The organism is Thioalkalivibrio sp. ALE9, from assembly GCF_000377445.1.
GTDB lineage: Bacteria > Pseudomonadota > Gammaproteobacteria > Ectothiorhodospirales > Ectothiorhodospiraceae > Thioalkalivibrio.
In genome coordinates, this window is record NZ_KB898123.1 from 104380 (window position 1) to 130289 (window position 25910).

Sequence of the window (25910 nt, forward strand, 5' to 3'; positions counted from 1 at the left end):
TGGACCCGACGCGGTGACCGCAGTGTAGCCGAGCAACATGAACGAACGCTTTACCGGAGCCAGTCAAAGGCCGCCGGGAGATCATCAGTGATCGGAGCGACGTCCACTCGTTTCGCGCGCGGCCTTCTCCGCGACACCCGACAGGCCGAAACGTCGCGCCAGTTCGTCGAGGACATCGTCCGGGTGCCGGCCGCGCGCCGCGAGCACCACCAGGGCATGAAACCACAGGTCGGCCATTTCCGACACCAGGGCGTCGGTGTCGTCATTCTTCGCGGCGATCAGGGTCTCCGCCGATTCCTCGCCCAGTTTCTTCAGCATCTCGTCCAGGCCGCGCGCGTGGAGCTTCGCCACATAGGACTGCTCCGGGTCGGCCTGACGGCGCTGCTCGATGACCTCGGCCAGTGCGGCGAGCACCTCGGCGCCGGCGGGACGGTTGGGCGCGGACTCGGTCATTGCGTGGCCACCTCGGCATCGTTCGGTCGCACCGGCACACCGGCCGCCGCCATCGCGTCCTTGGCCTCACCCACGGTGTGCTGGCCGAAATGAAAGATACTGGCCGCCAGCACGGCGTCGGCATGGCCCTCGGTCACGCCCTCCACCAGGTGCTGGAGCTCACCGACGCCGCCGGAGGCGATCACCGGGATGCCCACCGCATCGCTGACCGCGCGCGTCAGGGCCAGATCGAACCCGATGCGGGTGCCATCTCGGTCCATGCTGGTCAGCAGGATCTCGCCGGCCCCCAGGGACTCCATGCGCTGCGCCCACTCGACCACGTCCAGCCCGGTCTCGCGGCGCCCGCCGTGGGTAAAGACCTCCCAGCGCGGGGGTTCAGTCCCCGTGCTGACCTGCTTGGCGTCGATCGCGACCACGATGCACTGGCTGCCGACCCAGTCGGCGGCCTCGCGCACCAGCTCCGGGCGGTGCACCGCGGCGGTATTGATGGAGACCTTGTCGGCCCCGGCATTCAGCAGGCGGCGGATATCCTCGACCGCGCGCACGCCACCCCCGACCGTCAGCGGGATGAAGACCTCGCGCGCGACCGCCTCGACCACGTGCAGGATGGTCTCGCGGTCGTCGCTGGAGGCGGTGATGTCGAGAAAGGTGATCTCGTCCGCGCCCTGCGCGTTGTAGCGCCGGGCAATCTCCACCGGGTCCCCGGCATCGCGGATGCCGACGAAGTTGACGCCCTTGACCACGCGGCCGGCGTCGACATCCAGGCAGGGGATGATGCGCTTGGCGAGCATCTCAGCTCCCGGCGGCCGCGCGGGCCTCCTCCAGGGTGAAGGCGCCCTCGTACAGGGCCCGGCCGACGATCGCGCCGGTAATACCGTCTTCCTCGCGCGCCGCCAGATTGCGGATGTCGTCCAGTGAACTGATACCGCCGGAGGCGATCACCGGCACGCGCACGTTGCTCGCCAGGCGGGCGGTGGCCTCCACGTTGGGGCCCTTCATCATCCCGTCGCGGGCGATGTCGGTGTAGACGAAGGCCACGACGCCGTCGGCCTCGAAGTGCTGGGCCAGGTCGATCACGTCGTGGTGCGAGAGCTTGGACCAGCCATCCACCGCGAGCTTGCCGTCCTTGGCGTCCAGCCCGACGATAATGCGACCGGGAAACTCCAGACACAGGTCGTTCACGAAGTGCGGGGCGCTGACCGCCCGGGTGCCGATGATCACGAACTCGACCCCGGCATCGAGGTAGGCCTGTACCGTGTCCTCGTCGCGCACCCCGCCGCCGATCTGGATCGGCAGGTCGGGGAAGGCCTTCGCGATGGCGTGCACCGCCTGGGCATTGCGCGGCTGGCCGGCGAAGGCGCCGTCCAGGTCCACGATGTGCAGGCGTTCGGCCCCGGCGTCCACCCAGCGTCTCGCCATCTCCACCGGGTCCTCGCCGAACACCGTGGAATCGTCCATGTTCCCCTGGCGCAGGCGAACGCACTTGCCTTCCTTCAGATCGATTGCGGGGATGACCAGCATCTTCGACTCCTCACGACGCCCCGGGACCGTCTCCGTCCCAGCGCAGAAAGTTGTGCAGCAGGCGCAGCCCGCAGGCGGCGCTCTTCTCCGGATGGCACTGCATGGTGAACAACGAGCCCCGTGCCAGTGCCGAGGCAAAGGTCTCGCCATAATCGGTGCGCCCGGCCACATCCGCCTCGCGCTCGGGCTGCACCCGGTAGCTGTGGACAAAGTAGAACCAGGGCGTCTCCGGCAGACCGTGCCACAGGGGGTGCTCCCGCGCCGGCAGCACGCGGTTCCAGCCCATGTGGGGGATCTTCAGGCGGCGGCCATCCGCACCCTCCATCGCGGGAAAGCGCGCCACCCGGCCCGGCAGGATGCCCAGCAGGTCGACCCCGCCGCTCTCCTCGCTGGTGTCCATCAGGATCTGCTGGCCCAGGCACAGGCCGAGGAAGGGCCGGTCCGCCGCCAGCTCCGGCAGCAGTCGATCCAGGCCGCGCCCGGCCAGCGCCTGCATGGCGTCCCCCGCCGCCCCCTGGCCGGGGAACACCAGGCGGTCCGCCTCGCGCAGGGTCTCGGGGTCGTCCGTGAGCAGCACACGCTGATCGGCCGCGGCCTCGTGCTCCAGCGCACGCACGACCGAGTGCAGATTGCCCATGCCGTAATCGATGACGGCAACAGTTTCCATGGCCGGGTCTCGTCCCTTGTCCGTTACAGGGTTCCCTTGGTGGACGGCATCATGCCCGCCGAGCGCGGATCCATCTCCGCCGCCACGCGCAGGGCACGTCCGAAGGCCTTGAAGATGGTCTCGGCGACATGGTGGGCATTGTCACCACGCAGACAGTCGATGTGCAGGGTCATCCAGCCGTGGTTGACCAGGCCCTGGAAGAACTCGTGGAACAGGTCGACATCGAATTCGCCGATGTGCGAGCGACGGAAGTCGGCGTGCATCTCCAGCCCCGGGCGCCCGGAAAAGTCGATCACCACGCGCGACAGGGCCTCGTCCAGCGGGACGTAGGCATGGCCGTAGCGGCGGATGCCCTTCTTGTCGCCCAGCGCCTGCGCCAGCGCCTGGCCCAGGGTGATGCCGATGTCCTCCACCGTGTGGTGGGCATCGATATGCAGATCGCCCTCGGCACGCACGTCGAGATCGACCAGGCCGTGGCGGGCAACCTGATCCAGCATGTGATCGAGGAACGGGATGCCTGTCTCGAGGTGGCTCTGCCCGGTGCCGTCGAGGTTGAGCTCGATGGCGATGCGGGTCTCCAGGGTGTCGCGGCGGACGGATGCGGTGCGTTCAGTCATGTTCCGGTTCAGGCACGATAAAACGCCAGTGTAGCAAGGCTGGCCCGCGCCCGGTATGACTGCGGGACTTATCCGCGCGACCCCAGCTTCGGGCCGACCAGCAAGGCCTCGGGGACGGCCTCTTGGATGGCGCAGGGCAGTTCGCTGCAGATCCCCGGCCGCGCGCTCAGCGAGACCCACAGCGTATTCAGCTTCAGGTTCAGTTCGACGAACGCGATATCGGCCCCGTAGCCATTGAGGACCCGCTCGATGGCGCGGGCGCGGGCGTGGATCTCCGCGCGCGGGCGCTGGCGCAGACCGGGGATCAGCATCATGAAGTCCGCCAGCCGACGGCCTTCGGCGTCGCGCCGCGGCAGGCGCTGCCACAGGGGCTGGTGGGGTTCGAGGAGCAGGGCCGGGCGCAGGACGGGTTCGGCATCCGGCGTTCGCGGAGGAGAAGGGGGTGGCATGGCTCGTCGCTCGGCATGGGCCTGTCTGGAGTGTAGGCCAGAAAGACCGGGGTGCGACGGGCCGAACCCGGGCACAAAAAAAGCCGGGGCAAGCCCCGGCTTTGATCCAAGAGCATGAATGCTCCTGATTACCGCACTTCGACCTCGGTCGAGTCGGATTCACCCTTGTTGTCCGTCCAGGAGATGGACACAGTGTCGCCAGAGGCGCCGTCGATCTCGGTCTGCAGGAACGGGTTGCGGGAGACGGTGTAGTTCCAGTTGGCGGTGACGACGGTGGTGCCGTTACGCGCAATTTCCACAGTCTCGATGAAGTGCGGGCCACCGTCATCGTCGGGGACCAGCATGTCGTGGCTCATCAGCGCACGGATATTGATAACGCCGTTGCTTTCCTGGGCGCGAACTCGAATAGACATATCTTAAACCTCCAGTAGTGTTCGGATCAGCGGTTCGGGGTCGGCGTTAGCCGCCGCAGCCACCAACCGTGACCTTCACTTCTTGAACCGTCTTGTACCAGGTGTCGCCGGACTTCACGGCGGCGACCACGTTGGAGGACTCGCCCATGCGGATACGGCCGGAGACGTTCGCATGCGCGCCATCACCCAGGACGTAGTGGGCGGTCAGCGGCTGGTTGTTCAGCTCGACGAACACGGCCATTTCGGTCACGTTGTCCAGGCTGGACTCGATGGACACCGGGACCACGGCGCCATTCTCGGCGATTTCCGGGGCGCTCAGGGTGACGTCACCGTCAGCGATGTCGCTGGAACCGGTCACCGCTTCAAAGGCGGCTTCCAGACCTTCGGCGGCGAAGGCTTCGGACGGCCAGGCGGCAAGCAGCTTGCTCGGGGCGAGCAGACCGGCCCCGACGGCGACACCGACAGTACCGGCGGCGAGAGTGCCTTTCAGGAAGACACGGCGCTTGGTGCTAATCATGGATGATCTCCTCTCATCTTGTGGGTCAGTTCCGGATAATCCGGGACGTCTTCGCGGTGAACCGCTGTGACGCCTGTTGCTTTGGACGGCGACCTGCAGGGGTCTATTCCCTGCGGACCGGAATCCGCCCCCTGACCAGCTTCAGTGGTCTTTTTGCTGGTCTCGCAGATGCATCGTCCCAAACCTCGCTGAATCATTGATGAACGAATCATCGCGATTCGAAATCGGGTGAATTTCATCGGGATGCAACGGCCTGTCAGGGGCCCTGGCACCTGAAGCCAGCGGCGTATCAATGGCACACTATCGCCTTTCCATGCAACGTAGACCCCGGACCCGACCATGTTTTCCTGCAAGGCCCAATGGCTGTTGATCGCCGTGATCGTCGTACTCGGCACGATGCAGATGCTCGCCTCCTGCGGCCAGAAGGGCGATCTCTACCTGCCCGATGACGAGGAAGCCGAGGAGCACAACCCGCAATGATCCCGCTGAAGGACCACTAGATGGACTATTTCGACTACCACGGCGACACGCTGTTCTGTGAGGGTGTGGCCCTGGACGGCCTGGCCGAACTGGTCGGCACCCCGGCCTACGTGTATTCCCGTGCCACGCTGGAGCGCCACTATCGCGCGTTCAGCGAGGCGCTGATCGGGACCCCGCACCAGGTCTGCTTCGCGGTGAAGGCGAACTCCGCGCTGGGGGTGCTGAACGTGCTCGCGCGCCTGGGCGCCGGCTTCGACATCGTCTCCGGCGGCGAACTGGAACGCGTGCTGCGCGCCGGCGGCGACCCGGCGAAGATCGTGTTCTCCGGCGTCGGCAAGACCGCCGCCGAGATGCGCCGCGCGCTGGAGGTCGGCATCCACTGTTTCAACGTCGAGTCCGCGCCGGAGCTGGAGCGGCTGGAGACGGTCGCGGCAGAGCTCGGCATTCAGGCCCCGGTGTCGATCCGGGTGAACCCGGACGTCGATGCCGAGACCCACCCCTACATCGCCACCGGGCTGCGCGAGAACAAGTTCGGTGTGGCGATCGAGGAGGCGCCGGCGCTGTATGCCCGGGTGCGTGACAGCCAGCACCTGGCGGCCACCGGCGTCGACTTCCACATCGGCTCGCAGCTGACCCGCATTGATCCGTTCACCGATGCCCTCAAGCGTGTGCTGGCGCTGGTGGATCAGCTGGCCGAGGACGGCATCACACTCGAACACATCGATGTCGGCGGTGGCCTGGGCGTGCGCTACCGCGACGAGACGCCGCCGGAGCCCGATGTCTGGGCCAGCGCCCTGCGCGAGGTGCTGGGCGAACGAAGCCTGAAGGTGCTGCTGGAGCCGGGCCGCGCCATCGCGGCGAACGCCGGCGTGTTCCTGACCCGGGTGGAATACCTGAAGCACACCGAGGCGCATGACTTCGCGATCGTCGACGGCGCGATGAACGACCTGCTGCGCCCGGCGCTGTACGGCGCCTGGCAGGAGATCGTGCCGGTGGTACAGCGCGACGACACGGCGACGCGGACCTACGACATCGTCGGCCCGGTCTGCGAGACCGGCGACTTCCTCGGCCGCGAGCGCGAACTGGCGCTGGCCGCCGGTGACCTGCTCGCGGTGCGCTCTGCCGGGGCCTACGGCTATGTGATGGCCGGCAATTACAACTCGCGGCCGCGCCCGCCGGAGGTGATGGTCGACGGCGACCACTTCCAGATCATCAACCGCCGCGAGCAGGTGGATCACCTGATGATGCGCGAGAGCATGCTGCCCCAGGATTCTGAAGACGTGGACCCGGATGACACGGACCCGCCCGGGAGCGTGGCCCCGTGATCCCGCGCCAGCCCGAACCGGAGCTGATGCTGGAGCCTGCGCAGGCACGCGCCTACGCCGAGGCCGACTTCGCCGCCCCGCACGAGGGCTTCGTGGATGCCTTCGCCGAGGTCTTCCCGGGCCCGGTGACCGGGCCGGTGCTGGATCTCGGCTGTGGCCCGGGTGACGTCTCGCTGCGCTTCGCCGCGCGCTACCCCGACTGCGAGGTGGACGGCCTCGACGGCGCGCCCGCGATGCTGGCCGCCGGCGACGCCCTGATGGCCGGTCACCCGGCCGCGCGGCGGGTTCATCTGGCCGAGGGCTGCCTGCCCGAGGCCCGCGGCCCGCGCGCCCCGTATGCCACGATCATCAGCAACTCCCTGCTGCATCACCTGCACGACCCCGCGGTGCTGTGGCAGGCGATCCGCCGCGACGGGGCACCGGGGGCAGCGGTATTCGTGATGGACCTGCGCCGCCCGGACTCGACCGAGTCCGTCCAGGCCCTGGTCGCGCAGTACGCAGCCGATGACCCGGACGTCCTGCGGCGCGACTTCGAGCACTCCCTGCACGCCGCCTTCACGCCCGAGGAGGTGCGCGCGCAGCTGGCCGCCGCCGGCCTCGACGGTTTTACCGTCCACGTCACGTCGGACCGCCACATGATCATTTTCGGTCACCTGCCGGGGCACCGCTGATGCGTCTCGAATTCACCAAGATGCACGGGCTGGGCAACGATTTCGTGGTGATCGATGGCATCCGCCAGTCGGTCCGGCTGGACGCATCGACGCTGCGCCATCTCGCGGATCGCCACTTCGGCATCGGCTGCGACCAGGTGCTGCTGGTGGAGGCGCCGAGCGATCCGGCGCAGGCACTGTTCCGCTACCGCATCTTCAATGCCGACGGCTCCGAGGTGGAGCAGTGCGGCAACGGGGCGCGCTGCTTCGCCCGCTTCGTGCGCGAGCAGGGCCTGACCGAGGCCCGCGAGATCCCGGTCGAGACCCTGGGCGGGCGCATCGTGCTGCATGTCGAGGACGACGAGCGGGTGCGCGTGGACATGGGCCGACCCGAGTTCGCGCCGGCGCGCATCCCGCTGGTCGCCGAGGCCGAAGCCGACGCCTACACCCTGGACGTGCAGGGCCACTCGATCACCCTCGGCGCGGTGTCCATGGGCAACCCCCATGCGGTGATCCTGGTCGACGACGTCGCGCGCGCCCCGGTGGCCGAGATCGGCCCGATCATCGAACGCCACGAGAGCTTCCCGCGGCGCGTCAACGTCGGCTTCGCCGCGCTGCGCGACCGCGGCCATGTCGACCTGCGGGTATTCGAGCGCGGAGTCGGCGAGACGCTGGCCTGTGGCAGTGGCGCGGCCGCCGCGATGGCCGTGCTGCGCCGCCGCGGACTGGTCGACGATGACGTCGAGGTGGCCCTGCCGGGCGGGACCCTTGTGCTAAGCTGGGACGGACAGGCCGAGGCACCGGTTTGGCTGACCGGGCCGGCCACCACGGTATTCAACGGCTGGATCGATCTATGACTGGGCAATCCTCCAACGCCTCTGCTGCAGAGACCGCGAAGACCCGCTCGCCGAAAAAGAACCCGCAAGCCCCGATCGGCGCCGCCGACGTCGAGGCCTACCTGCGCGCGCACCCGGATTTCTTCCAGGACCACCTGCCGCTGCTGGACATCCTGCGCATCCCCCACCCATCCGGCGGGGCCGTCTCGCTGCTGGAGCGCCAGGTCGCGCTGCTGCGCGAGAAGCACCGCGCGATGGAGCAGCACATGGGCGAGCTGGTCGAGCGCGCCCGCGACAACGAACGCATGGGCCAGCACCTGCACGAACTGGCCAAGACCCTGATGCGCGCCGAGAACCTGGACGCCGTGCTGGCCCTGACCCAGGACGCCCTGCGCAACGAGCTGGGCGCGGAGCGCGTCAGCATCCGCCTGGCGCATCGCAAGGTCGACGACCTGCATGCGCTGGACAAGGGTGAGCTGGGCACCTTCGACCCGCTGTTCAGCCGCGGCAAGGCCCAGTGTGGCCGGGTCCCCGCCGAGATGCTGGATGTACTGTTCGACGATGCCGAGGAGATCGGATCCGCGATCCTGATGCCCCTGGGCGATGACGCCGACCGGATCGGCGTGCTCGGCCTGGCGAGCGAATCCGCGGACCGCTTCCAGCCCGACATGGGCACCTATTTTGTGACTCACATCGGCGACCTGCTGGCCGAGTCGATCCGCTGCCATGTCGAGCGGACCCACGCCGCGGCCTGACCCGGCGACCGGGGACGCGCCCGCGCAGGATGCGGACATCACGGCGTTTCTGGGCCACCTGAGCGACGTTCGCGGCCATTCGCCGCATACCGTCAAGGCCTACCGACGCGACCTGACGCGCCTGCGCGGCCTGCATCACGGCCCCTGGGAGGCGCTCAGGCCGGCCGACATGCGCCGCATCGCCGGGCAACTGGCGCGCCAGGGTCATCACCCGCGCTCCATTCAGCGCTTCCTGTCCGCTGCGCGCGGCTTCTTTGCCTACCAGGTGGAACAGCGGCGCATGCCCGCCAACCCGGCGTCCGGCATGCGCGGCCCCCGGGCCGGGCGCGCCCTGCCGCGCGATCTCGATGTCGACCAGACACAGCAGGCCCTGGCCCCGGCCGAGGGCCCGGACCCGACGCTGGCCGCCCGCGACCAGGCGATGCTGGAGCTGCTGTATTCCTCCGGGCTGCGCCTGTCGGAACTGACCGGGCTGGATCTGACCGATCTCGACCTGGACGCGGGACTGGTGCGGGTGCTCGGCAAGGGCCGGCGCGAGCGCAGCGTCCCGGTGGGGCGCAAGGCGCGCGAGGCCCTGCGCACCTGGTTGCGGCACCGGGGGGACTGGGCAGCGCCGGACGAGCGGGCGGTCTTCGTCAGCCGTCGCGGCCCGCGCATCAGCAACCGCGCAGTGCAGCGCCGCGTCGCCGAGGCGGGACGCCGCGCCGGGCTGGACGTGCGCCTGCACCCGCACCGGCTGCGCCATGCGTTTGCCAGCCATCTGCTGGAATCCAGCGGCGACCTGCGGGCCATCCAGGAACTTCTGGGCCACGCCAACCTTGAAACCACCCAGATCTATACCCATCTCGACTATCAGCATCTGGCACAGGTGTATGATGCCGCCCATCCGCGGGCCCGCCGGAGAGATTGATCCGGCCGCGATCGCACCCGCCGGGTGAACGATCCCGGGTCGCCGCGACCCAACACCGTGCCCCCGATACACAGCCGGACAGGAGAACCCCGTGGAACAGTTTCGCGGCACCACCATCGTTTGCGTCCGCAAGGACGGCGCCGTCACCCTCGGGGGCGACGGCCAGGTATCCCTTGGCAACACCGTGATGAAGGGCAACGCGCGCAAGGTGCGCCGGGTCTATCACGACCGCATCCTGGCCGGCTTTGCCGGCGGCACCGCCGATGCCTTCACCCTGTTCGAGCGCTTCGAGGGCATGCTGGAGAAGCACTCCGGCAATATCACCCGGGCTGCGGTGGAGCTGGCCAAGGACTGGCGCACTGACCGCGCCCTGCGCAAGCTGGAGGCCCTGCTGGCCGTGTCCGACCGCGAGAACTCGTTCGTGATCTCGGGGAACGGCGACGTGATCGAGCCGGAGAACGCACTGATCGCGATCGGCTCCGGCGGGCCCTACGCCCAGGCCTCCGCCCAGGCCCTGCTGCAGAACACCGACCTTTCGGCGCGCGAGATCGTGGAGAAGTCCCTGAACATCGCCGCCGACATCTGCGTGTATACCAATCACAACATCACCCTGGAGAGCCTGGACGCGGAGTAACGCGCCCGGCCCCGGACGACCCGATCCGACCAAGGCCCCTTTTGCCATGACCGACATGACCCCCCGCGAGATCGTCCAGGAACTGGACCGCTACATCATCGGCCAGGACGAGGCCAAGCGCTCCGTCGCCATCGCCCTGCGCAACCGCTGGCGCCGGCGCCAGCTGCCGCCGGAGCTGCAGCCCGAGGTCACGCCGAAGAACATCCTGATGATCGGCCCGACCGGTGTCGGCAAGACCGAGATCGCCCGGCGCCTGGCCAAGCTGGCCCGCGCGCCGTTCATCAAGATCGAGGCGACCAAGTTCACCGAGGTCGGCTATGTCGGCCGCGATGTCGAATCGATCATCCGCGACCTGGCCGAGGCCGCGGTCAAGCAGCTGCGCGACGAGGCCATCAAGGAAAACCGCGTCAAGGCCGAGGACGCCGCCGAGGAACGCATCCTCGACGCCCTGCTGCCGCGCCCGCGCAATGCCGGCTTCACCGAGTCCGAGCCGGAGGACGCCGGCAGCGAGACCCGGCAGAAGCTGCGCAAGCGCCTGCGCGAAGGCGACATGGACGAGCGCGAGATCGACATCGAGGTCTCGCAGAACCCGCAGGGTGTGGAGATCATGACACCGCCGGGCATGGAGGAGATGGCCAGTCAGCTGCAGTCGATGTTCCAGAACCTCGGCGGTCAGAAGACCCGCTCGCGGCGGCTCAAGATCGCCGAGGCCCGCAAGCTGCTCATCGAGGAGGAGGCCGCGCGCCTGATCAACGAGGAAGACCTGAAGGAGCGCGCCATCGAGCGGGTGGAGCAAAGCGGCATCGTGTTCCTCGACGAGATCGACAAGGTCGCCAAGGGCAGCGAGAAATCGAACGGCGGCGAGGTCTCGCGCGAGGGCGTGCAGCGCGACCTGCTGCCGCTGATCGAGGGCACCACCGTGTCCACCAAGCTGGGCATGGTGCGCACCGACCACATCCTGTTCATTGCCTCCGGCGCCTTCCACCTGTCGAAGCCCTCCGACCTGGTGCCGGAGCTGCAGGGGCGGCTGCCCATTCGGGTGGAGCTGGATGCGCTGTCGGCGGACGCCTTCGTGCGCATCCTGACCGAACCCACCGCCTCGCTGACCGAGCAGTACACCGAGCTGATGAAGACCGAAGGCGTGGAGCTGCGCTTCGAGGCGGACGGGGTGCGCCGCCTGGCCGAGATCGCCCATGACGTGAACGCGCGCACCGAGAACATCGGCGCCCGCCGCCTGCACACCGTGCTCGAACGCCTGCTGCAGGACGTCGCCTACCGCGCCCCGGACGTGGACGGCGCCGTGATCGTGGACCGCGAATTCGTCGATCAGCGCCTGGGGGATCTGGTCGAGGACGAGGACCTGTCCCGCTACATCCTCTGACGCCGCGCCGCGCCGTTACTCGGGCGCCCCCGGGCGGTAGGGATCCGGCCAGCCCTCGGGCGGCGGGTGGAAGCGCTTGTAGGCCCAGTTGTACTGTTCGGGGCAGCGCCGCACCAGCGTCTCCACATGGGCGTTGATCGCCGCGGCCGCGCGGGTGAAGTCGCGGTCGGCCACCTCCGGCCCGGCCTCGACCTCGTGATAGCGAAAGCCCCGGCCCCCGGGCAGGCGCTCGGCAAACAGGAAGACCACGTGATCCCCGCGCCCGCGCAGCAGGCGCGGGAGCAGGGTCATGGTCAGGGCCGGGCGGCCGAAGAACGGGGCGTGCTGCCCCGAGGCGCCCTTGGGACTCTGGTCCGGCAGGATGCCGATAATCGCGCCGCGATCGCGGGCCTGCTGGAGGATACGCAGGCCGCTGCGATCGGCCGGGGCCAGCTCGGCGCCGGTGGAGGCCCGGGCCTCGCGCACCCAGCGATCGATCTCCGGCGTCTTGAACGGGCTGTACAGGGTGGCCATGGGCCCGTGGCGGGCGGCGTGCAGACCGGCGAACTCCCAGGATCCGAGATGCGGGGCGCACAGGAACAGGGCACGGCCGGCGGCACGGTCGCGCAGGCGCGCGTAGTGCGGCGGCTGGACCGCCAGCGCCTCCAGCGTCTCCGGGCGTGCCTGCCACAGCCAGGGGGACTCGGTCAGGGCACGGCCCATGCCCATCAGGGAACGCCGTCCGACGCGCCGGCGCCAGGCCGGGTCCTTGTCCGGAAAGCACAGCGCCAGGTTGATTCGGGTGATGCGCGCCGAGCGGGTCGGCAGGTACCAGACCAGCGCCCCCACCAGGCCGCCCAGGGCGTGGTTGACCCGCAGCGGGAGGCGCGCGAGCAGACGCAGGCCACCCCCGATCAGGCGATCACGCAGATGCCGACGTCGGGCCATGTTCGGGGGCTTCGGGTTCGATGGTCGCGGATGGCGGCTCGCGCGGGGGAATGCCGCCTTCGGTCATCAGCGGCTTGAGGGTCGTGCGCAGGTTGCGGAACAAGCGCGGGTGCTGCGCCTCCTCCTGCGCCAGGAGCTGTTTCATGTGCTCGCGCTGGGTGGGCATCGCGAAGCAGGCGGGGCAGTTGTCGAGGATCACCGGCAGCCCGGCGGCCTCGGCAAAGTCCCGCGTCTGGCGCTCGCGTACGTAGACCAGCGGGCGGATCACCCGCAGGTCGCCTGCATCGATCGCGTAGTGGGCCTTCATGGTGCGCAACTGGCCGCCGTGGAACGCGCTCATCATGAAGCTCTCGGCGAGATCGTCCAGATGCTGGCCCAGCGCCAGCACGTTGTAGCCGTGTTCCCGCGCGGTGCGATACATCAGGCCGCGCTTCATGCGCGAGCAGAAGGAACAGAACGAGTCGTTGTCCATGTGCGCGTCGGCCAGCTCGGCGATCGGCTCGGACACGAAGTGATAGGGAATGCCGTAGGCGGCGAGATAGTCCAGCAGGCGCTGCGGCTCGAAGCCCTCGATCTCCGGATTGATGGTGACCGCGCCGACCTCGAAGTGCACCGGGGCCCGGCGTGCGAGGTTGTGCAGCAGCCACAGCAGGGTCAGGGAATCCTTGCCGCCGGACAGGCCGACGAGGATGCGATCGCCCTCGCGCACCATGTCGAAGTCGGCGATGGCGCGGCCGGCGAGGCGGCGAATCGAGGCGGGAACGGCGGGTGTCTCCATGGGGCCGCAACATAGGCCGCCGCCGCCCGGCACGCAAGCACCGGCATGCCAATCCGGGGAGAGGGCACGCCAGGCTTTGGGGCGCAGCGGGCCGCGCATGCACCGTGGCCGGGCAAGCGTTGCGCCGCCAGGGTGCGGGATCGCGGTGCGGGATCGCGGCGACCGGGGCGCACGCTGGGCCTGCGCGGCGGGTCCCGCCGTGGCATTGGGTTTGCATGAGCTCGGGAACACCCATGTCCACCGGGGACCCCCATGCACGACCGCAAGAGCCTCAGCCTGGCCGCCGAACTGCGGCGGAACATGCGGGCCGAATTCCCCGCAGTGGCCCGGCTGTCGGTCAGTGACCCGGACTTCATGGAGACCATTCTGGATTATGCGGCGCGCTCGCAGTCGAGCCTGGTGCAGGCCGCGGCGCTGACCCTGCGCAGCCAGCTCGAAGGGTCGGGGTATCTGCACGCGCCGCGGCGTGAGCCGCCCGCCGGGACCGACGCGGCGCCATCCGCAGGGGGCCGGCCCACCCACAAACGCCGGGTCTACCGCGGGCGGGTGATCGACGACCCGGAGTAGTCTTTCGCCCGCGGGACTTTTTGGCGACACTCGGGGTTTTGGCCGGAGACCCCTGATGGACGCACTGTACCCCGAGATCGAACCCCACGGGATGGGCCGCCTGGCGGTCGGCGACGGCCACGAACTCTACTTCGAGGAGTGCGGCAATCCCGACGGGATCCCGGTGGTATTCCTGCATGGCGGACCGGGCTCGGGCTGCGAGGGCTGGCACCGGCGCTTCTACGACCCGGAACGCTACCGGATCGTGCTGTTCGACCAGCGGGGCTGCGGGCGCTCGACCCCGCATGCCGGTCTGGAGGCGAACACCACCTGGCACGTGGTCGCGGACATCGAGCGCCTGCGCGAGCACCTGGGGATCCAGCGCTGGGTGGTATTCGGGGGGTCCTGGGGCTCCACCCTCGGCCTGGCCTACGCCGAGACGCATCCGGAGCGGGTGCTGGGCCTGGTGCTGCGCGGGATCTTCCTGTGCCGGCCGCAGGATATCCAGTGGTTCTACCAGTCCGGGGCCGACCGTCTGTTCCCCGAGGCCTGGGCCGAGTACGAGGCTCAGATCCCCGAGACCGAGCGCGACGATATGGTGGGCGCCTACTACCGGCGGCTTACCTCGCCGGAACGCCCGGTGCGCGAGGCCGCGGCCCGGGCCTGGTCGGGCTGGGAGGGGCGTACATCCTGTCTGGTGCCGAACCCCGATGTCATTGCCCACTTCGAGGACCCGGACGTCGCGGTCAGCCTCGCGCGGCTGGAGTGCCACTATTTCAAACACGACACCTTCCTCGAGCCGGACCAGCTGCTGCGCGACGCCGGGCGGCTGACGGGGATCCCCGGGACGCTGGTGCACGGGCGCTATGACGTGGTCTGTCCGGTCAACCAGGCGGTGGCGCTGCACCGGGCCTGGCCACAGGCGCAGCTGGACATCGTGCCGGATGCGGGCCATTCGGCCGCCGAGCCCGGGATCCTGCGCCGCCTGGTGGCCGCGACCGACCGGCTGGCCGCCGACCTGGCGGGGCAGGTGGAGCCCGGGACCGGGGGAGCGCGCGCGTGATCGCGGTGATCCAGCGCGTCACCGAGGGCCGGGTCGCGATCGACGGGGAGGCGGTCGGGACCATCGGGCCGGGGTTGCTCGCGCTGGTCGCGGTGGAGCCGAATGACACCGAGGCGGGCGCAGAGCGCATGCTGGACCGGTTGCTGGGCTACCGGGTCTTCGCCGACGCCGAGGGGCGGATGAACCGGAGCCTGACCGAGACCGGGGGCGGGCTGCTGCTGGTGCCGCAGTTCACCCTCGCGGCCGACACCCGCAAGGGGATGCGCCCGAGCTTCTCGGGATCCGCCACCCCGGAACACGGGGCGGCACTGTTCGACTATCTGGTGCGGCGGGCCGGGGAACGCCACGCACCGGTGGCCAGTGGTCGCTTCGGCGCGGACATGCAGGTGAGCCTGACCAACGACGGGCCGGTCACCTTCTGGCTGGAGGCCCGTGGCCAGTAACCCGCGACGCGACGGGCGACGGAACCAGAGGGCAAGGGCGGGTTGCACCACGAAGTGCACGAAGGCACGAAGAAGGGCGATAGCACCACAGAGGGCCCAGAGGACACAGAGAAGGTCCCGGCTCGCGTGCTGCGGATGCCGTGGCCGCGCCGGCGGCCCGACGAAGGGATTCGCTCCAAGCCCCTCCGTACTTTCTCCGTGTCCTGTGTGTGCTCTGTGGTGACCAAAATGGTTTGCGGGGCCGGAAACGAAGAGACCCGGCACAGGGCCGGGTCTCCAGGGACAGCGCGGGGTTCGCTGCGGGCGCGGATCAGGCCGCGCGGCGCAGGAACGGACGCTGGCCGGACTGGACCGCGCGACGGATGAAGTCGGCACGGCCGGCCTCGCGCTGGTTCAGGTTGTCGGCACACTGCGACGGCTCGTAGGCGGCAGCGGAGAGCATCACTTCCAGCTCGCACAGGTCGACCTTCGGCTGGGTCAGTTCGTCCGGGGTGGTGTTCAGCTTGCGGCCCACTTCCCAGAACATGCGCGGGTTCCAGAGCTTGGTCTGGATGCGCGGGGACTGGAACAGGGTGACGCAGCGGTTGTTGAGCTCTTGCTGATCCATGAGGGACTCCTGTGACAGATTGTTCAAGCGCGCCCGAATCTAGCCGACCCGGGGCGCGAATACAAGCGTTTCCTGATGGAACGAGCGGTTTGGCGCGGCGCGTTATTCGACGGTGACCGACTTCGCGAGGTTGCGCGGCTGGTCCACGTCGGTGCCCTTCAGCACGGCCGTGTGATAGGCGAGCAACTGCAGCGGGATGGTGAACAGGACCGGCGCCAGCCAGGGACTGAGGGCCTCGTTCTGCGGGAGGCCGATCCAGGTGTCTTCCGGGGCCAGCGCCCGTGCGGCGCTGGATTCGCCGATCACGATCAGCTGCCCGCCCCGCGCCCGAACCTCCTGCAGGTTGCTGGAGAGCTTTTCCAGCTGGGCGTCGTCCGGGGCGACCGCGATCACCGGCATCTCCGTATCGACCAGGGCCAGCGGGCCGTGTTTCAGCTCGCCCGAGGGATAGGCCTCGGCGTGGATGTAGGAGATCTCCTTCAGCTTGAGGGCACCCTCCAGGGCGATCGGGAAATACGCGCCCCGGCCCAGGAACAGGGCGTGTTGGCGTTCCAGCAGGTCCTCGGCGATCCGCGCGATGGGGGTGTCCAGGGCGAGGATCCGCGCGACCTGATCCGGCAGACCCCGCAGGGCCGCGACAGCGGCGGCACGGTCGCTGGCCGGCATCCGGGCGGCCGTCGCGACCTGACCCAGCAGCAGGACCAGGATCCCCAGGGCGGCGAGCTGGGTGGTGAAGGCCTTGGTGGAGGCGACACCGATCTCCGGGCCGGCGTGCGTCATCAGGATCAGGTCGGCCGCGCGCGCCATGGTGCTCTCGGGGACATTGCAGATGGCCAGGCGGGCGAGGAACGGCTCCTCCTGGGACTGGCGCAGCACCGCGAGGGTGTCGGCTGTCTCACCGGACTGGGAGATCACCACAAGCAGCGTGCCGGGGGCGAGGACATGGCGGCGGTAGCGGTACTCGCTGGCGACCTCCACCCGCGCCGGCAGGCCCAGGTGCTCCTCGATCCAGTGGGCCGCGACCATGCCGGCGTGATAGCTGGTGCCGCAGGCCACGATCTGGACGGCGGCGACGGCGGCGAGCCGTTCGTCACTGCCCGGGCCGAGGATGTTTTCGAGGATGGCCGCTTCGCCGAGGCGACCGGACAACGTCTCCTCGAGGGCGTGGGGCTGCTCGTAGATCTCCTTGAGCATGAAATGCCGGTATTCGCCACGGTCTGCGACGTTCACCTGGCACCGACTCTCGCGGATGCCGCGCTCGACCGGGGCCCCGCGCGCATCCTCGACCTCGACGCCGGCGCGGGTCAGACGGGCGATGTCGCCGTCCTCGAGGTCGACAAAGCGCTGGGTCACCGGGAGCAGGGCCTGCACGTCGGAGGCGGCAAAGGTCTCGCCAATCCCCAGGCCGAGCAGCACCGGGCTCCCGGAGCGGGCGACGATCAGCTCGTCGGGGAAGTCCGCGAACACCGCGGCGATGGCGTAGGCCCCCTGGAGCTCGGCGCAGGTGCTGCGCATCGCCTCTCGCGGGGTGGCACCGGCCTCCAGCGCCTGTTCCAGCCGGTGGGCGATGACCTCGCTGTCGGTCGCCGACACGCAGGGCCAGCCCGCTGCGTCCAGTCGCGAGCGCAGGTCCGCATGGTTCTCGATGATGCCGTTGTGCACGATCGCCACGCGGCCATCCCGCGAGCGATGGGGGTGGGCATTCTCCTCGCTCGGGGCACCGTGTGTGGCCCAGCGGGTGTGGGCGATGCCCACGCGCCCCTGCAGGCCGGCGGCGTCGATGCGCTGCTCCAGCGCCGCCACCTTGCCGATGGCGCGGATGTCCGCAACCGCCCCGTCGTTCACCACCGCTACGCCGGCGGAGTCGTAGCCCCGGTACTCCAGGCGGTGAAGCCCTTCCACCAGGACGGGGACCAGGTTGCGCTCGCCGATGCCTGCCACCAGACCGCACATGGGTTAGCTCTCCTTGTTCTTGCTGGTCTTCTTCGGACGCGGCCAGTCGCGGATGGTGCGGGGCCGGGCGCGCGTGAGCGCCAGGGCACCCGGCTCGACGTCGTCGGACAGGGTGGACCCGGCACCCACAGTGGCATCATCGCCGATGCGGATGGGCGCCACGAGCGCGGTGTTCGAGCCGATAAAGGCCCGTTCGCCGATCTCGGTGTGGTGCTTGTTGGCCCCGTCATAATTGCACGTGATGGTGCCGGCGCCCAGGTTCGCGCCCGCGCCCACCCGGGCATCACCGACATACGTCAGGTGATTCGCCTTCGCTCCCGGACCGAGGGTGGCGTTCTTCATCTCCACAAAGTTGCCGACCCGCGCGCCCGTGCCGAGAACCGTGCCCGGCCGGATGCGCGCAAACGGCCCGATCCGGGCATCCGCGTCCACCCGCACCCCCTCGAGGATGCTGTGCGCCGCGATCTGCGTGCCCGACCCGATCTGGCAGTCGCGCAGCACGCAGCCGGGGCCAATGTAGACATCATCCGCCAGCGTGACCGTGCCCTCGATCACGACGTTCACGTCCAGGGTGCAGTCCTGCCCGAAGGTGAGAACGCCTCGGACATCGACACGGTCGGGATCGGCCAGTGCCAGGCCGTCGCGCATCATGTCGGCGGCCTGCGCCTTCTGGTAGAGCCGTTCCTGGACGGCCAGCTGGGCGCGATCGTTCACGCCGAGCACCGCGGCCGGATCCCGACTCTCGGCAACCGTGACCGCGGATCCGTCGGCGCGGGCCGCGGCGACCACGTCGGTCAGGTACCACTCGCGCGCGCCACCCGGTGCCGGCTCGCAGGCAGCCAGCCAACGGCGCAGATCGCCCGCCGGCGCGGCCAGGACCCCGGTATTGATCAGATCCACGGCCCGTTCGTCGATCGACGCCTCCTTGTCCTCGACGATTCGCTCGAGGGCGCCGTCCGGGGCCAGGATCAGGCGCCCGTAGCCCCCGGGATCGGCAACACGCGCGGCGAGCACGGTCACCCCATCGCCCGCCGCGCAGGCCTCGAGGTCGGCGACCGGGATCCGCGGCACATCGCCGTAGGTCACCAGCACGCGCGCTGCCTCGGGGACATGTTCCAGCGCGCGAAACACCGCGTGTCCCGTGCCGCGGGGCTCACCCTGATCGATCCAGTCGAGGGGCAGCGTCGATTCCGCGAACGCGGCGCGCACGCGTTCCTGCTGGTGGCTCACCACGAGGTGGCAGGCGGCGGCGTCCAGCGCGGCCGCGCGGTCGAGGACATGTGCAAGGAGGGGCCGGCCGGCGAGGGGCTGCAGGACCTTCGGCTTGCGCGAACGCATGCGCGTGCCCTTGCCGGCGGCCAGTACCACGAGATGGAGGGGTGTCATTTCAGGCATGGCTGCAATGATAAAGGGCCAACCGAGATGGTTGGCCCTTGGGGTAGGTCATCCGTCGCAATTCGCCGGATTATTTCCGGCGCAGCTTCTGGATCATCTGCAGGCGCGCGGCCGCCTCGACCAGTTCCGCCTGAGCCTTGGCGTAGTCGAAGTCGGCCTTGGAATTCTCCAGGGCCTCCTCCGCGCGCTTCTTGGCCTCCAGGGCCTCGGCCTCGTCGAGGTCCTTGGCCCGCACTGCGGTGTCCGCGAGGACGGTTACGTGGTAGGGCTGGACCTCGAGGATGCCGCCGGAGACGAACACCGGCTGCGGCTCGGCGCCTTCCTTTTCCTGGATGCGCAGTTCGCCCGGATTGAGCCGGGCGAGCATCTGGGTATGCCCGGCATATACGCCGACCTCGCCACCTTCGGCGGGCGCGGCGATCATCAGGGCCGTACCGGAGTAGATGGACTCCTCCGCACTGACCACATCCACATGCATATTCATGGGCATAACGCCTTGCTCCTTAGCCGAGCTTCTCGGCCTTCTCGACGGCTTCCTCGATGGTGCCGACCATGTAGAAGGCCTGCTCCGGCAGGTGGTCGTATTCACCGTCGACGATCGCCTTGAACGCACGGATGGTGTCCTTCAGGGACACGTACTTGCCGGGCGCCCCGGTGAAGACCTCGGCCACGAAGAACGGCTGCGACAGGTAGCGCTGGATCTTGCGCGCGCGGGCCACGACCAGCTTGTCGTCTTCCGACAGCTCGTCCATCCCGAGGATCGCGATGATGTCCTTCAGCTCCTTGTAGCGCTGCAGGGTACCCTGCACCGCACGGGCGGTGTCGTAGTGCTCCTGGCCAATGATCTGCGGGTCCAGCTGGCGCGAGGTGGAATCCAGCGGATCCACCGCCGGGTAGATCCCCAGCTCGGCGATCTGGCGCGACAGCACGACGGTCGCATCCAGGTGCGCAAAGGTCGTGGCCGGGGACGGGTCGGTCAAGTCATCCGCCGGCACGTAGACGGCCTGGATGGAAGTGATCGAACCCTTCTTGGTTGAGGTGATGCGCTCCTGCAGCACACCCATCTCTTCCGCCAGGGTCGGCTGGTAACCCACCGCGGACGGCATACGACCCAGCAGCGCGGAGACCTCGGTCCCGGCCAGGGTGTAGCGGTAGATGTTGTCGATGAACATCAGCACGTCGCGGCCTTCGTCACGGAAGAACTCGGCCATGGTGAGACCGGTCAGCGCGACGCGCAGACGGTTGCCCGGCGGCTCGTTCATCTGGCCGTAGACCAGGGCCACCTTGTCGAGGACGTTGGAGTCCTTCATCTCGTGATAGAAGTCGTTCCCTTCACGAGTACGCTCGCCCACGCCGGCAAACACCGAATAACCGGAGTGCTCGATCGCGATGTTGCGGATCAGCTCCATCATGTTGACGGTCTTGCCCACGCCGGCGCCGCCGAACAGGCCGACCTTGCCGCCCTTCGCGAAGGGGCACAGCAGATCGATGACCTTGATGCCGGTTTCCAGCAGCTCGGTGGAGCCCGCCTGCTCGTCGAAGGTCGGGGCGGCGCGGTGGATCGACCAGGTCTCCTGGGCCTCCACGTCGCCGGCGTTGTCCACCGGACGACCGAGGACGTCCATCACGCGGCCCAGAGTCCCCTTGCCGACCGGCACGGAGATCGGCTTGCCGGTCGCGGTGACCGGGGTCTGACGCTTCACACCCTCGGTGGTCCCCATGGCGATCGTGCGCACGACACCGTCACCCAGCTGCTGCTGGACTTCCAGGGTCAGGCCGTTTTCCAGGGTCAGGGCGTCGTAGACCTTGGGCACTTCGCCGTGGGGGAACTCCACATCCACGACGGCGCCGATGATTTCGACAATCTTTCCAGAACTCATTTGTTCATCCTCGTAAGTCGTAATTCGTGCCGAGTCGACCGATACGTGACGGCGGGCGCTAGACCGCGGCCGCGCCGCTGACGATCTCGGAGATCTCCTGGGTGATCGCGGCCTGGCGCGCCTTGTTGTAGACGAGCTGCAGGTCCTTGATCATCGTGCCGGCGTTGTCGGAGGCGGACTTCATCGCCACCATGCGCGCGGCCATTTCGCAGGCCACGTTCTCGACCACCGCCTGGTAGATCAGGGACTCGACATAGCGCTCGAGCAGCGTATCCATCACCGGATGCGTGTCGGGCTCGTAGATGTAATCCCAGTGGTGCTTGAGCGATTCGTCCCGGCTCGGCGCCGTCGGCAGCAGCTGGGTCACCTCGGGCTGCTGCGTCATCGTGTTGACGAACTTGTTCTCCAGCAGCACGACGCGGTCCACCTTGCCGTCGCGGAAGTTGTCCAGCACCACCTTGATCGACCCGATCAGGTCGTTGATGTGCGGACGGTCACCGAGATCCTTGGCTTCGGCCACGATGTTGCCGCCAAGGCGCTTGAAGAACTGCAGCGCCTTGTTGCCCACCACGCAGAGATCGACCTCGACACCCTCGTCGCGGTACCGGCGCATCTCGCCGACAGCCTTCTTGAACAGGTTGGTATTCAACCCGCCGCAGAGGCCGCGATCGGTCGACACGATGATCAGCGCCACGCGCTTCACTTCGCGCTCAACCATGAACGGATGCTTGTACTCGGCATTCGCCATGGCGACGTGACCGATCACGTCGTGGATCTTCTGCGCGTAGGGCCGGGACTCTTCCATACGGTCCTGGGCCTTGCGCATCTTGGACGCGGCGACCATCTCCATCGCCTTGGTGATCTTCTGAGTATTCTGGATACTCTTGATCTGCGTCCGAATCTCCTTAGTGCCCGCCATTGCGTGCTCCCGTTACCAGCTGTGCTTGGCCTTGAACTCTTCCAGGGCCTTCTTCAGCTTTTCCTGGATGGAGTCGTTGTAGTCGCCAGTGCTGTTGATTTCGTCCAGGAGCTCCTTCTGCGAGGAACGCGCATAGGCGATCAGTTCCTTTTCGAAGCTCACGACCTTTTCCGCCTCGACGTCGTCGAGGTAGCCCTCGTTCGCGGCATACAGGGAGAAGGCCATCTCGCCAATGGACATCGGCTGGTACTGACCCTGCTTCATCAGCTCGGTCACGCGCTTGCCGCGATCCAGCTGCTTGCGGGTCAGTTCGTCCAGATCGGAGGCAAACTGCGAGAATGCCGCCAGCTCGCGATACTGGGCCAGCGCCAGACGCACGCCACCACCGAGCTTCTTGATGATCTTGGTCTGCGCCGAACCACCCACGCGGGAGACCGACAGACCGGCGTTGATCGCCGGACGGATACCCGAGTTGAACAGGTCGGTCTCGAGGAAGATCTGGCCGTCGGTGATCGAGATCACGTTGGTCGGCACGAACGCGGACACGTCGCCGGCCTGGGTCTCGATGATCGGCAGCGCGGTCAGCGAACCGGTCTGGCCCTTCACCTCGCCGTTGGTCTTTTCTTCCACGTACTCGGCGTTCACGCGGGAGGCCCGCTCCAGCAGACGCGAATGCAGGTAGAAGACGTCGCCCGGATAGGCTTCGCGGCCCGGCGGGCGGCGCAGCAGCAGGGAGACCTGACGGTAGGCCCAGGCCTGCTTGGTCAGGTCGTCGTAGACGATCAGGGCGTCTTCGCCACGGTCGCGGAAGTACTCGCCCATCGCGCAGCCGGCATACGGGGCGATGAACTGCATCGCGGCCGACTCGGAGGCGTTGGCGGCGACGATGATGGTGTTCTCCATCGCGCCGGCCTCTTCCAGCTTGGCCACCACGGACGCAACCGACGAGGCCTTCTGGCCCACGGCGACGTAGATACACTTAACGCCGGAGTCCTTCTGGTTGATGATCGCGTCGATCGCCACGGCGGTCTTGCCGGTCTGACGGTCGCCGATGATCAGCTCGCGCTGGCCGCGGCCGACCGGAACCATGGCGTCGATCGCCTTGATGCCGGACTGCAGCGGCTGGTCGACGGACTGGCGTTCGATAACGCCCGGGGCGATCTTTTCGATCGGGCTGGTCACGTCGGTGTTCACCGGGCCCTTGCCGTCGATCGGGCGACCCAGGGAGTCCACCACGCGACCGAGCAGGGCCTCGCCCACCGGGACCTCGAGGATGCGGCCGGTGCACTTGACCGTGTCGCCTTCCTTGATGTGCTTGTAGTCACCCAGGATCACGACGCCGACGGAGTCGCGCTCGAGGTTGAGCGCCATGCCGAAGGTGTCCTCGGGGAACTCGAGCATCTCGCCCTGCATGACGTCACCCAGGCCGTGCACACGCGCGATACCGTCGGTCAGGCTGACCACGGTGCCCTCGTTGGAGGCCTCGGAGGAGGCATCGAATTTCTCGATGCGCTGTTTGATCAGATCACTGATCTCGGAGGGATTCAGTTGCATGTTAAATATCCTCTTAGCGACTCAAATTGGCAGCCAGGCGGTTCAGCTGGCCTCGCACGGAGCCGTCGATTACCAGGTCGCCGGCGCGGATGATGGCGCCCCCCAGCAGGGAGCTGTCGACTGAGCATTCGAGATCGACTTCGCAGCCCAGGCCCTTGACCAGGGCGTCGTGGATCTCTTTCTCCTGCGCCTGCGTGAGCTTGCGGAAGGCGGTGACATCGGCGTGCACGCGCTGTTCCGCGGCGGCCTTGAGTTCCTCGAAGGCGTCACGGACGGCGGGCAGGGCCGGCAGGCGGCCGTTCTCCGCCAGCAGGCGCACCAGATTGCCGGCCTCGGCACCGACCTTGTCACCGGCCACGTCCAGCACCAGCTGGGCGCGATCGGCACGCGGGAGCCGCGGGTTGGAGAGGAGACTGTGCATCTGCGAGTCGCTGGCGATCGCCGCCAGCAACTCGAGCTGCTCGGCCCAGCCGGCGAGATCCTTGGCCTCGCGGGCCCGCTCGAATGCCGCGCGGGCGTAGGGTCGGGCGACCGAAATCAGGTCTGACATAACGTCTCCTTAGAGCTTGGCCGCGAGCTTCTTGAGCAGATCGCCGTGGGCCTTGGCGTCAATCTCCTTGGCCAGGATCTGCTCGGCGCCGGCAACCGCCAGTTCGGAGACCTGCTTGCGCAGCTCTTCCTTCGCGCGATTGAGCTCCTGCTCGATTTCGGATTGCGCCGCTTCCTTGATGCGGTCGCCTTCCTCGCGGGCCGTGGTCTTGCTCTCCTCGACCAGATCGTTGGCACGCTTCTGGGCGGAGGCGACGATCTCGTTGGCCTGCTGCTTGGCTTCCTTGATCACCTCGGTCGCACGCTCCTGGGCGAGCTCCTGCTCTTTCTCGCCGCGCTCCGCTGCGGCGAGACCGTCGGCAATCTTCTTGCGACGCTCTTCCAGGGCGTTGGACATGGGCGGCCAGACGTAGCGCATCGTGAACCACACGAAGACGCTGAACGCGAGCAGCTGGCCGATGATGGTCAGATTGATATTCATCCTGCTACCTCGGGTTGACGAGTGTGAGGGATCCTCGGGACTCGGTCAGCCTCTTAGCCCAGGGCGAACAGAACGTACAGGCCGATACCCACACCGATCATCGGCACGGCGTCGGTCAGACCCATGACGATGAAGAACTGGGTACGCAGCATCGGGATCAGTTCCGGCTGACGCGCGGCGCCTTCCAGGAAGCGACCACCCAGGGTGCCCACGCCGATCGCGGCGCCGACAGCGGCCAGACCCAGGAGCAGAGAGCCAGCCAGAACGATCAGAGCGTTTGCCATTTCCATTTTTGTATCTCCAGTCGAGTGTTGAAACAGTCAGTTGAGTAGGAAGATCGGAATCAGTGGTCTTCGCTGTACGCCATGTCCAGATAGACGACGGTCAGCACCATGAAGATGAAGGCCTGCAGCGGCACCACGAGGATGTGGAAGATCGCCCAGCCGACATGCAGCACGCCGCCGGCCAGACCCAGGATCAGGCCCGCGGAGTACATCACGCCGATCAGGATGAAGATCATCTCCGCGGCGTAGAGGTTGCCGAACAGTCGCAGGGCGAGCGAGGCCGGCTTGGCCAGCAGGTTGATGAACTCCAGGACGAAGTTGATCGTCCAGAAGATCGGCTTCAGGAACACGATGTTGGTCTGGAACGGGATACCCGTGAGTTCCTTGATGAAGCCGACCGGGCCCTTGATCTTCAGCGAGTAGTAGATGATCAGGATAAACACGCCCAGCGCGAGGCCGGCGGTCACGTTGATATCCGTGGTGGGCACGATCTTGAAGTACGGGATGCCCAGCAGATAGGCGATGTGCGGCAGCAGATCCACCGGCACCAGGTCCATCAGGTTGAGCAGGAAGATCCAGACAAAGATGGTCAGCGCGAGCGGCGCGACCATGTCGTTCTTGTGCTTGAAGGAACCACGGACGTTGTCGTTGACGAAGTCCATGGTCATTTCGACGAAGTTCTGCCAGCCGCCCGGGACGCCGGCGGTGACCTTCTTGGCCGCTGCGCGGAACGTCAGGAGAAACAGCAGACCCAGACCGATCGACCAGAGCATGGAGTCGACATGGATCGCCCAGAAGCCCATCTCGGCGGCTTCGGTGCTGGTCGAGGCGAAGCTCAGTCCGTTCTCGGGGTGGAGCCCGAAGGTGAGGTTCGTGAGATGGTGAGCAATGTGCTCTTCCATCGTGGGCAGTTCGCTTTCTGA

General features: G+C 67.8%; 32 protein-coding genes. 11 read left to right on the forward strand and 21 right to left on the reverse strand.

Features of this window, described 5'->3' with window-relative positions; translation table 11 throughout:
- Positions 1-84: 84 nt before the first annotated feature.
- The 8 genes from D106_RS0103640 to soxY form a co-directional block, all read right to left on the reverse strand.
- Positions 85-453: a phosphoribosyl-ATP diphosphatase gene (locus tag D106_RS0103640; protein ID WP_018867645.1), complete on the reverse strand. Its 369-nt coding sequence runs from the start codon at positions 451-453 to the stop codon at positions 85-87.
- Positions 450-1244, reverse strand: a complete 795-nt coding sequence (gene hisF / locus D106_RS0103645) for an imidazole glycerol phosphate synthase subunit HisF (protein ID WP_018879250.1) — start codon at positions 1242-1244, stop codon at positions 450-452. The genes D106_RS0103640 and hisF overlap by 4 nt, the downstream gene beginning before the upstream one ends.
- A 1-nt stretch (position 1245) precedes the next feature.
- The gene (gene hisA / locus D106_RS0103650) at positions 1246-1974 is read right to left on the reverse strand and encodes a 1-(5-phosphoribosyl)-5-[(5-phosphoribosylamino)methylideneamino]imidazole-4-carboxamide isomerase (RefSeq protein WP_018879251.1); all 729 of its coding nucleotides are present in this window, start codon (positions 1972-1974) and stop codon (positions 1246-1248) included.
- Between the two features lie 10 nt (positions 1975-1984).
- Positions 1985-2641, reverse strand: coding sequence for an imidazole glycerol phosphate synthase subunit HisH (gene hisH / locus D106_RS0103655; protein ID WP_018879252.1), 657 nt, complete (start codon positions 2639-2641; stop codon positions 1985-1987).
- A 23-nt stretch (positions 2642-2664) separates the two neighbouring features.
- Entirely contained in the window at positions 2665-3258 is a 594-nt protein-coding gene (hisB, locus tag D106_RS0103660; protein WP_018867641.1) for an imidazoleglycerol-phosphate dehydratase HisB, read from the reverse strand.
- A 68-nt stretch (positions 3259-3326) separates the two neighbouring features.
- Complete coding sequence (locus D106_RS0103665; RefSeq protein ID WP_018879253.1) at positions 3327-3707, reverse strand: hypothetical protein; 381 nt, start codon at positions 3705-3707, stop codon at positions 3327-3329.
- A 128-nt stretch (positions 3708-3835) separates the two neighbouring features.
- A complete protein-coding gene (gene soxZ, locus D106_RS14185; protein ID WP_038035779.1) occupies positions 3836-4120 on the reverse strand; it encodes a thiosulfate oxidation carrier complex protein SoxZ in 285 nt (94 codons plus the stop codon).
- A 46-nt stretch (positions 4121-4166) separates the two neighbouring features.
- A complete protein-coding gene (soxY, locus tag D106_RS0103675; RefSeq protein WP_018867638.1) occupies positions 4167-4637 on the reverse strand; it encodes a thiosulfate oxidation carrier protein SoxY in 471 nt (156 codons plus the stop codon).
- A gap of 339 nt (positions 4638-4976) precedes the next feature.
- On the opposite strand from soxY, the gene D106_RS14600 reads away from it, so the two are divergent.
- From D106_RS14600 to hslU, 8 genes are all read left to right on the forward strand, one after another.
- Positions 4977-5117 carry a lipoprotein gene (locus D106_RS14600; RefSeq protein ID WP_018867637.1) on the forward strand — a complete coding sequence of 47 codons (141 nt, stop codon included), beginning with the start codon at positions 4977-4979 and terminating at the stop codon, positions 5115-5117.
- 20 nt (positions 5118-5137) lie between these two features.
- Positions 5138-6442 carry a diaminopimelate decarboxylase gene (lysA, locus tag D106_RS0103685; RefSeq protein ID WP_018867636.1) on the forward strand — a complete coding sequence of 435 codons (1305 nt, stop codon included), beginning with the start codon at positions 5138-5140 and terminating at the stop codon, positions 6440-6442.
- Positions 6439-7113, forward strand: a complete 675-nt coding sequence (locus D106_RS0103690; RefSeq protein WP_018876777.1) for a trans-aconitate 2-methyltransferase — start codon at positions 6439-6441, stop codon at positions 7111-7113. Before lysA ends, D106_RS0103690 begins: the two co-directional genes overlap by 4 nt.
- Positions 7113-7949 carry a diaminopimelate epimerase gene (gene dapF, locus D106_RS0103695; RefSeq protein ID WP_018867634.1) on the forward strand — a complete coding sequence of 279 codons (837 nt, stop codon included), beginning with the start codon at positions 7113-7115 and terminating at the stop codon, positions 7947-7949. Before D106_RS0103690 ends, dapF begins: the two co-directional genes overlap by 1 nt.
- Complete coding sequence (locus D106_RS0103700; protein ID WP_018867633.1) at positions 7946-8683, forward strand: DUF484 family protein; 738 nt, start codon at positions 7946-7948, stop codon at positions 8681-8683. Before dapF ends, D106_RS0103700 begins: the two co-directional genes overlap by 4 nt.
- Positions 8655-9593: a tyrosine recombinase XerC gene (gene xerC / locus D106_RS0103705; RefSeq protein WP_018879254.1), complete on the forward strand. Its 939-nt coding sequence runs from the start codon at positions 8655-8657 to the stop codon at positions 9591-9593. Before D106_RS0103700 ends, xerC begins: the two co-directional genes overlap by 29 nt.
- A 91-nt stretch (positions 9594-9684) precedes the next feature.
- The gene (gene hslV / locus D106_RS0103710) at positions 9685-10227 is read left to right on the forward strand and encodes an ATP-dependent protease subunit HslV (RefSeq protein WP_018141092.1); all 543 of its coding nucleotides are present in this window, start codon (positions 9685-9687) and stop codon (positions 10225-10227) included.
- A gap of 46 nt (positions 10228-10273) precedes the next feature.
- Positions 10274-11608 carry an ATP-dependent protease ATPase subunit HslU gene (hslU, locus tag D106_RS0103715; RefSeq protein ID WP_018879255.1) on the forward strand — a complete coding sequence of 445 codons (1335 nt, stop codon included), beginning with the start codon at positions 10274-10276 and terminating at the stop codon, positions 11606-11608.
- A gap of 15 nt (positions 11609-11623) precedes the next feature.
- Here the strand turns inward: hslU and D106_RS0103720 are convergent, their stop codons facing one another.
- Together D106_RS0103720 and D106_RS0103725 are read right to left on the reverse strand one after the other, a co-directional pair.
- On the reverse strand, positions 11624-12535 hold the full coding sequence (locus D106_RS0103720; protein ID WP_018879256.1) for a lysophospholipid acyltransferase family protein: 912 nt from the start codon (positions 12533-12535) through the stop codon (positions 11624-11626).
- Complete coding sequence (locus D106_RS0103725; RefSeq protein WP_018879257.1) at positions 12510-13313, reverse strand: tRNA 2-thiocytidine(32) synthetase TtcA; 804 nt, start codon at positions 13311-13313, stop codon at positions 12510-12512. The genes D106_RS0103720 and D106_RS0103725 overlap by 26 nt, the downstream gene beginning before the upstream one ends.
- A gap of 252 nt (positions 13314-13565) precedes the next feature.
- Between D106_RS0103725 and D106_RS0103730 the strand changes: the two genes are divergently transcribed.
- Genes D106_RS0103730 through dtd form a run of 3 tightly spaced genes read left to right on the forward strand, consistent with a single transcriptional unit; the run spans position 13566 to position 15365 of the window.
- On the forward strand, positions 13566-13880 hold the full coding sequence (locus D106_RS0103730; RefSeq protein WP_018867628.1) for a hypothetical protein: 315 nt from the start codon (positions 13566-13568) through the stop codon (positions 13878-13880).
- Positions 13881-13935: 55 nt separating this feature from the next.
- Positions 13936-14922: a prolyl aminopeptidase gene (gene pip / locus D106_RS0103735; RefSeq protein ID WP_018879258.1), complete on the forward strand. Its 987-nt coding sequence runs from the start codon at positions 13936-13938 to the stop codon at positions 14920-14922.
- On the forward strand, positions 14919-15365 hold the full coding sequence (gene dtd / locus D106_RS0103740) for a D-aminoacyl-tRNA deacylase (RefSeq protein WP_018878247.1): 447 nt from the start codon (positions 14919-14921) through the stop codon (positions 15363-15365). The genes pip and dtd overlap by 4 nt, the downstream gene beginning before the upstream one ends.
- A 310-nt stretch (positions 15366-15675) precedes the next feature.
- Here the strand turns inward: dtd and D106_RS0103745 are convergent, their stop codons facing one another.
- The 11 genes from D106_RS0103745 to atpB form a co-directional block, all read right to left on the reverse strand.
- Positions 15676-15972 carry a hypothetical protein gene (locus tag D106_RS0103745; protein ID WP_017943077.1) on the reverse strand — a complete coding sequence of 99 codons (297 nt, stop codon included), beginning with the start codon at positions 15970-15972 and terminating at the stop codon, positions 15676-15678.
- Positions 15973-16074: 102 nt separating this feature from the next.
- Positions 16075-17925 carry a glutamine--fructose-6-phosphate transaminase (isomerizing) gene (gene glmS / locus D106_RS0103750; RefSeq protein WP_018879259.1) on the reverse strand — a complete coding sequence of 617 codons (1851 nt, stop codon included), beginning with the start codon at positions 17923-17925 and terminating at the stop codon, positions 16075-16077.
- A 3-nt stretch (positions 17926-17928) separates the two neighbouring features.
- On the reverse strand, positions 17929-19311 hold the full coding sequence (gene glmU / locus D106_RS0103755) for a bifunctional UDP-N-acetylglucosamine diphosphorylase/glucosamine-1-phosphate N-acetyltransferase GlmU (RefSeq protein WP_018879260.1): 1383 nt from the start codon (positions 19309-19311) through the stop codon (positions 17929-17931).
- Between the two features lie 79 nt (positions 19312-19390).
- Positions 19391-19810 carry a F0F1 ATP synthase subunit epsilon gene (locus D106_RS0103760; protein ID WP_018867623.1) on the reverse strand — a complete coding sequence of 140 codons (420 nt, stop codon included), beginning with the start codon at positions 19808-19810 and terminating at the stop codon, positions 19391-19393.
- A 13-nt stretch (positions 19811-19823) separates the two neighbouring features.
- On the reverse strand, positions 19824-21200 hold the full coding sequence (gene atpD, locus D106_RS0103765) for a F0F1 ATP synthase subunit beta (protein ID WP_018867622.1): 1377 nt from the start codon (positions 21198-21200) through the stop codon (positions 19824-19826).
- Between the two features lie 58 nt (positions 21201-21258).
- Positions 21259-22119, reverse strand: a complete 861-nt coding sequence (gene atpG, locus D106_RS0103770; RefSeq protein WP_018867621.1) for a F0F1 ATP synthase subunit gamma — start codon at positions 22117-22119, stop codon at positions 21259-21261.
- Between the two features lie 12 nt (positions 22120-22131).
- On the reverse strand, positions 22132-23673 hold the full coding sequence (gene atpA, locus D106_RS0103775) for a F0F1 ATP synthase subunit alpha (protein ID WP_018867620.1): 1542 nt from the start codon (positions 23671-23673) through the stop codon (positions 22132-22134).
- A gap of 13 nt (positions 23674-23686) precedes the next feature.
- Positions 23687-24223 (reverse strand): F0F1 ATP synthase subunit delta, encoded by a 537-nt coding sequence (locus D106_RS0103780; RefSeq protein WP_018867619.1) that lies wholly within the window; start codon positions 24221-24223, stop codon positions 23687-23689.
- A gap of 9 nt (positions 24224-24232) precedes the next feature.
- The gene (locus tag D106_RS0103785) at positions 24233-24703 is read right to left on the reverse strand and encodes a F0F1 ATP synthase subunit B (RefSeq protein ID WP_018867618.1); all 471 of its coding nucleotides are present in this window, start codon (positions 24701-24703) and stop codon (positions 24233-24235) included.
- A gap of 53 nt (positions 24704-24756) precedes the next feature.
- Positions 24757-24993, reverse strand: coding sequence for a F0F1 ATP synthase subunit C (gene atpE / locus D106_RS0103790; protein WP_012983953.1), 237 nt, complete (start codon positions 24991-24993; stop codon positions 24757-24759).
- 53 nt (positions 24994-25046) lie between these two features.
- Positions 25047-25889, reverse strand: coding sequence for a F0F1 ATP synthase subunit A (gene atpB, locus D106_RS0103795; protein ID WP_018879261.1), 843 nt, complete (start codon positions 25887-25889; stop codon positions 25047-25049).
- Between the last annotated feature and the right edge of the window lie 21 nt (positions 25890-25910).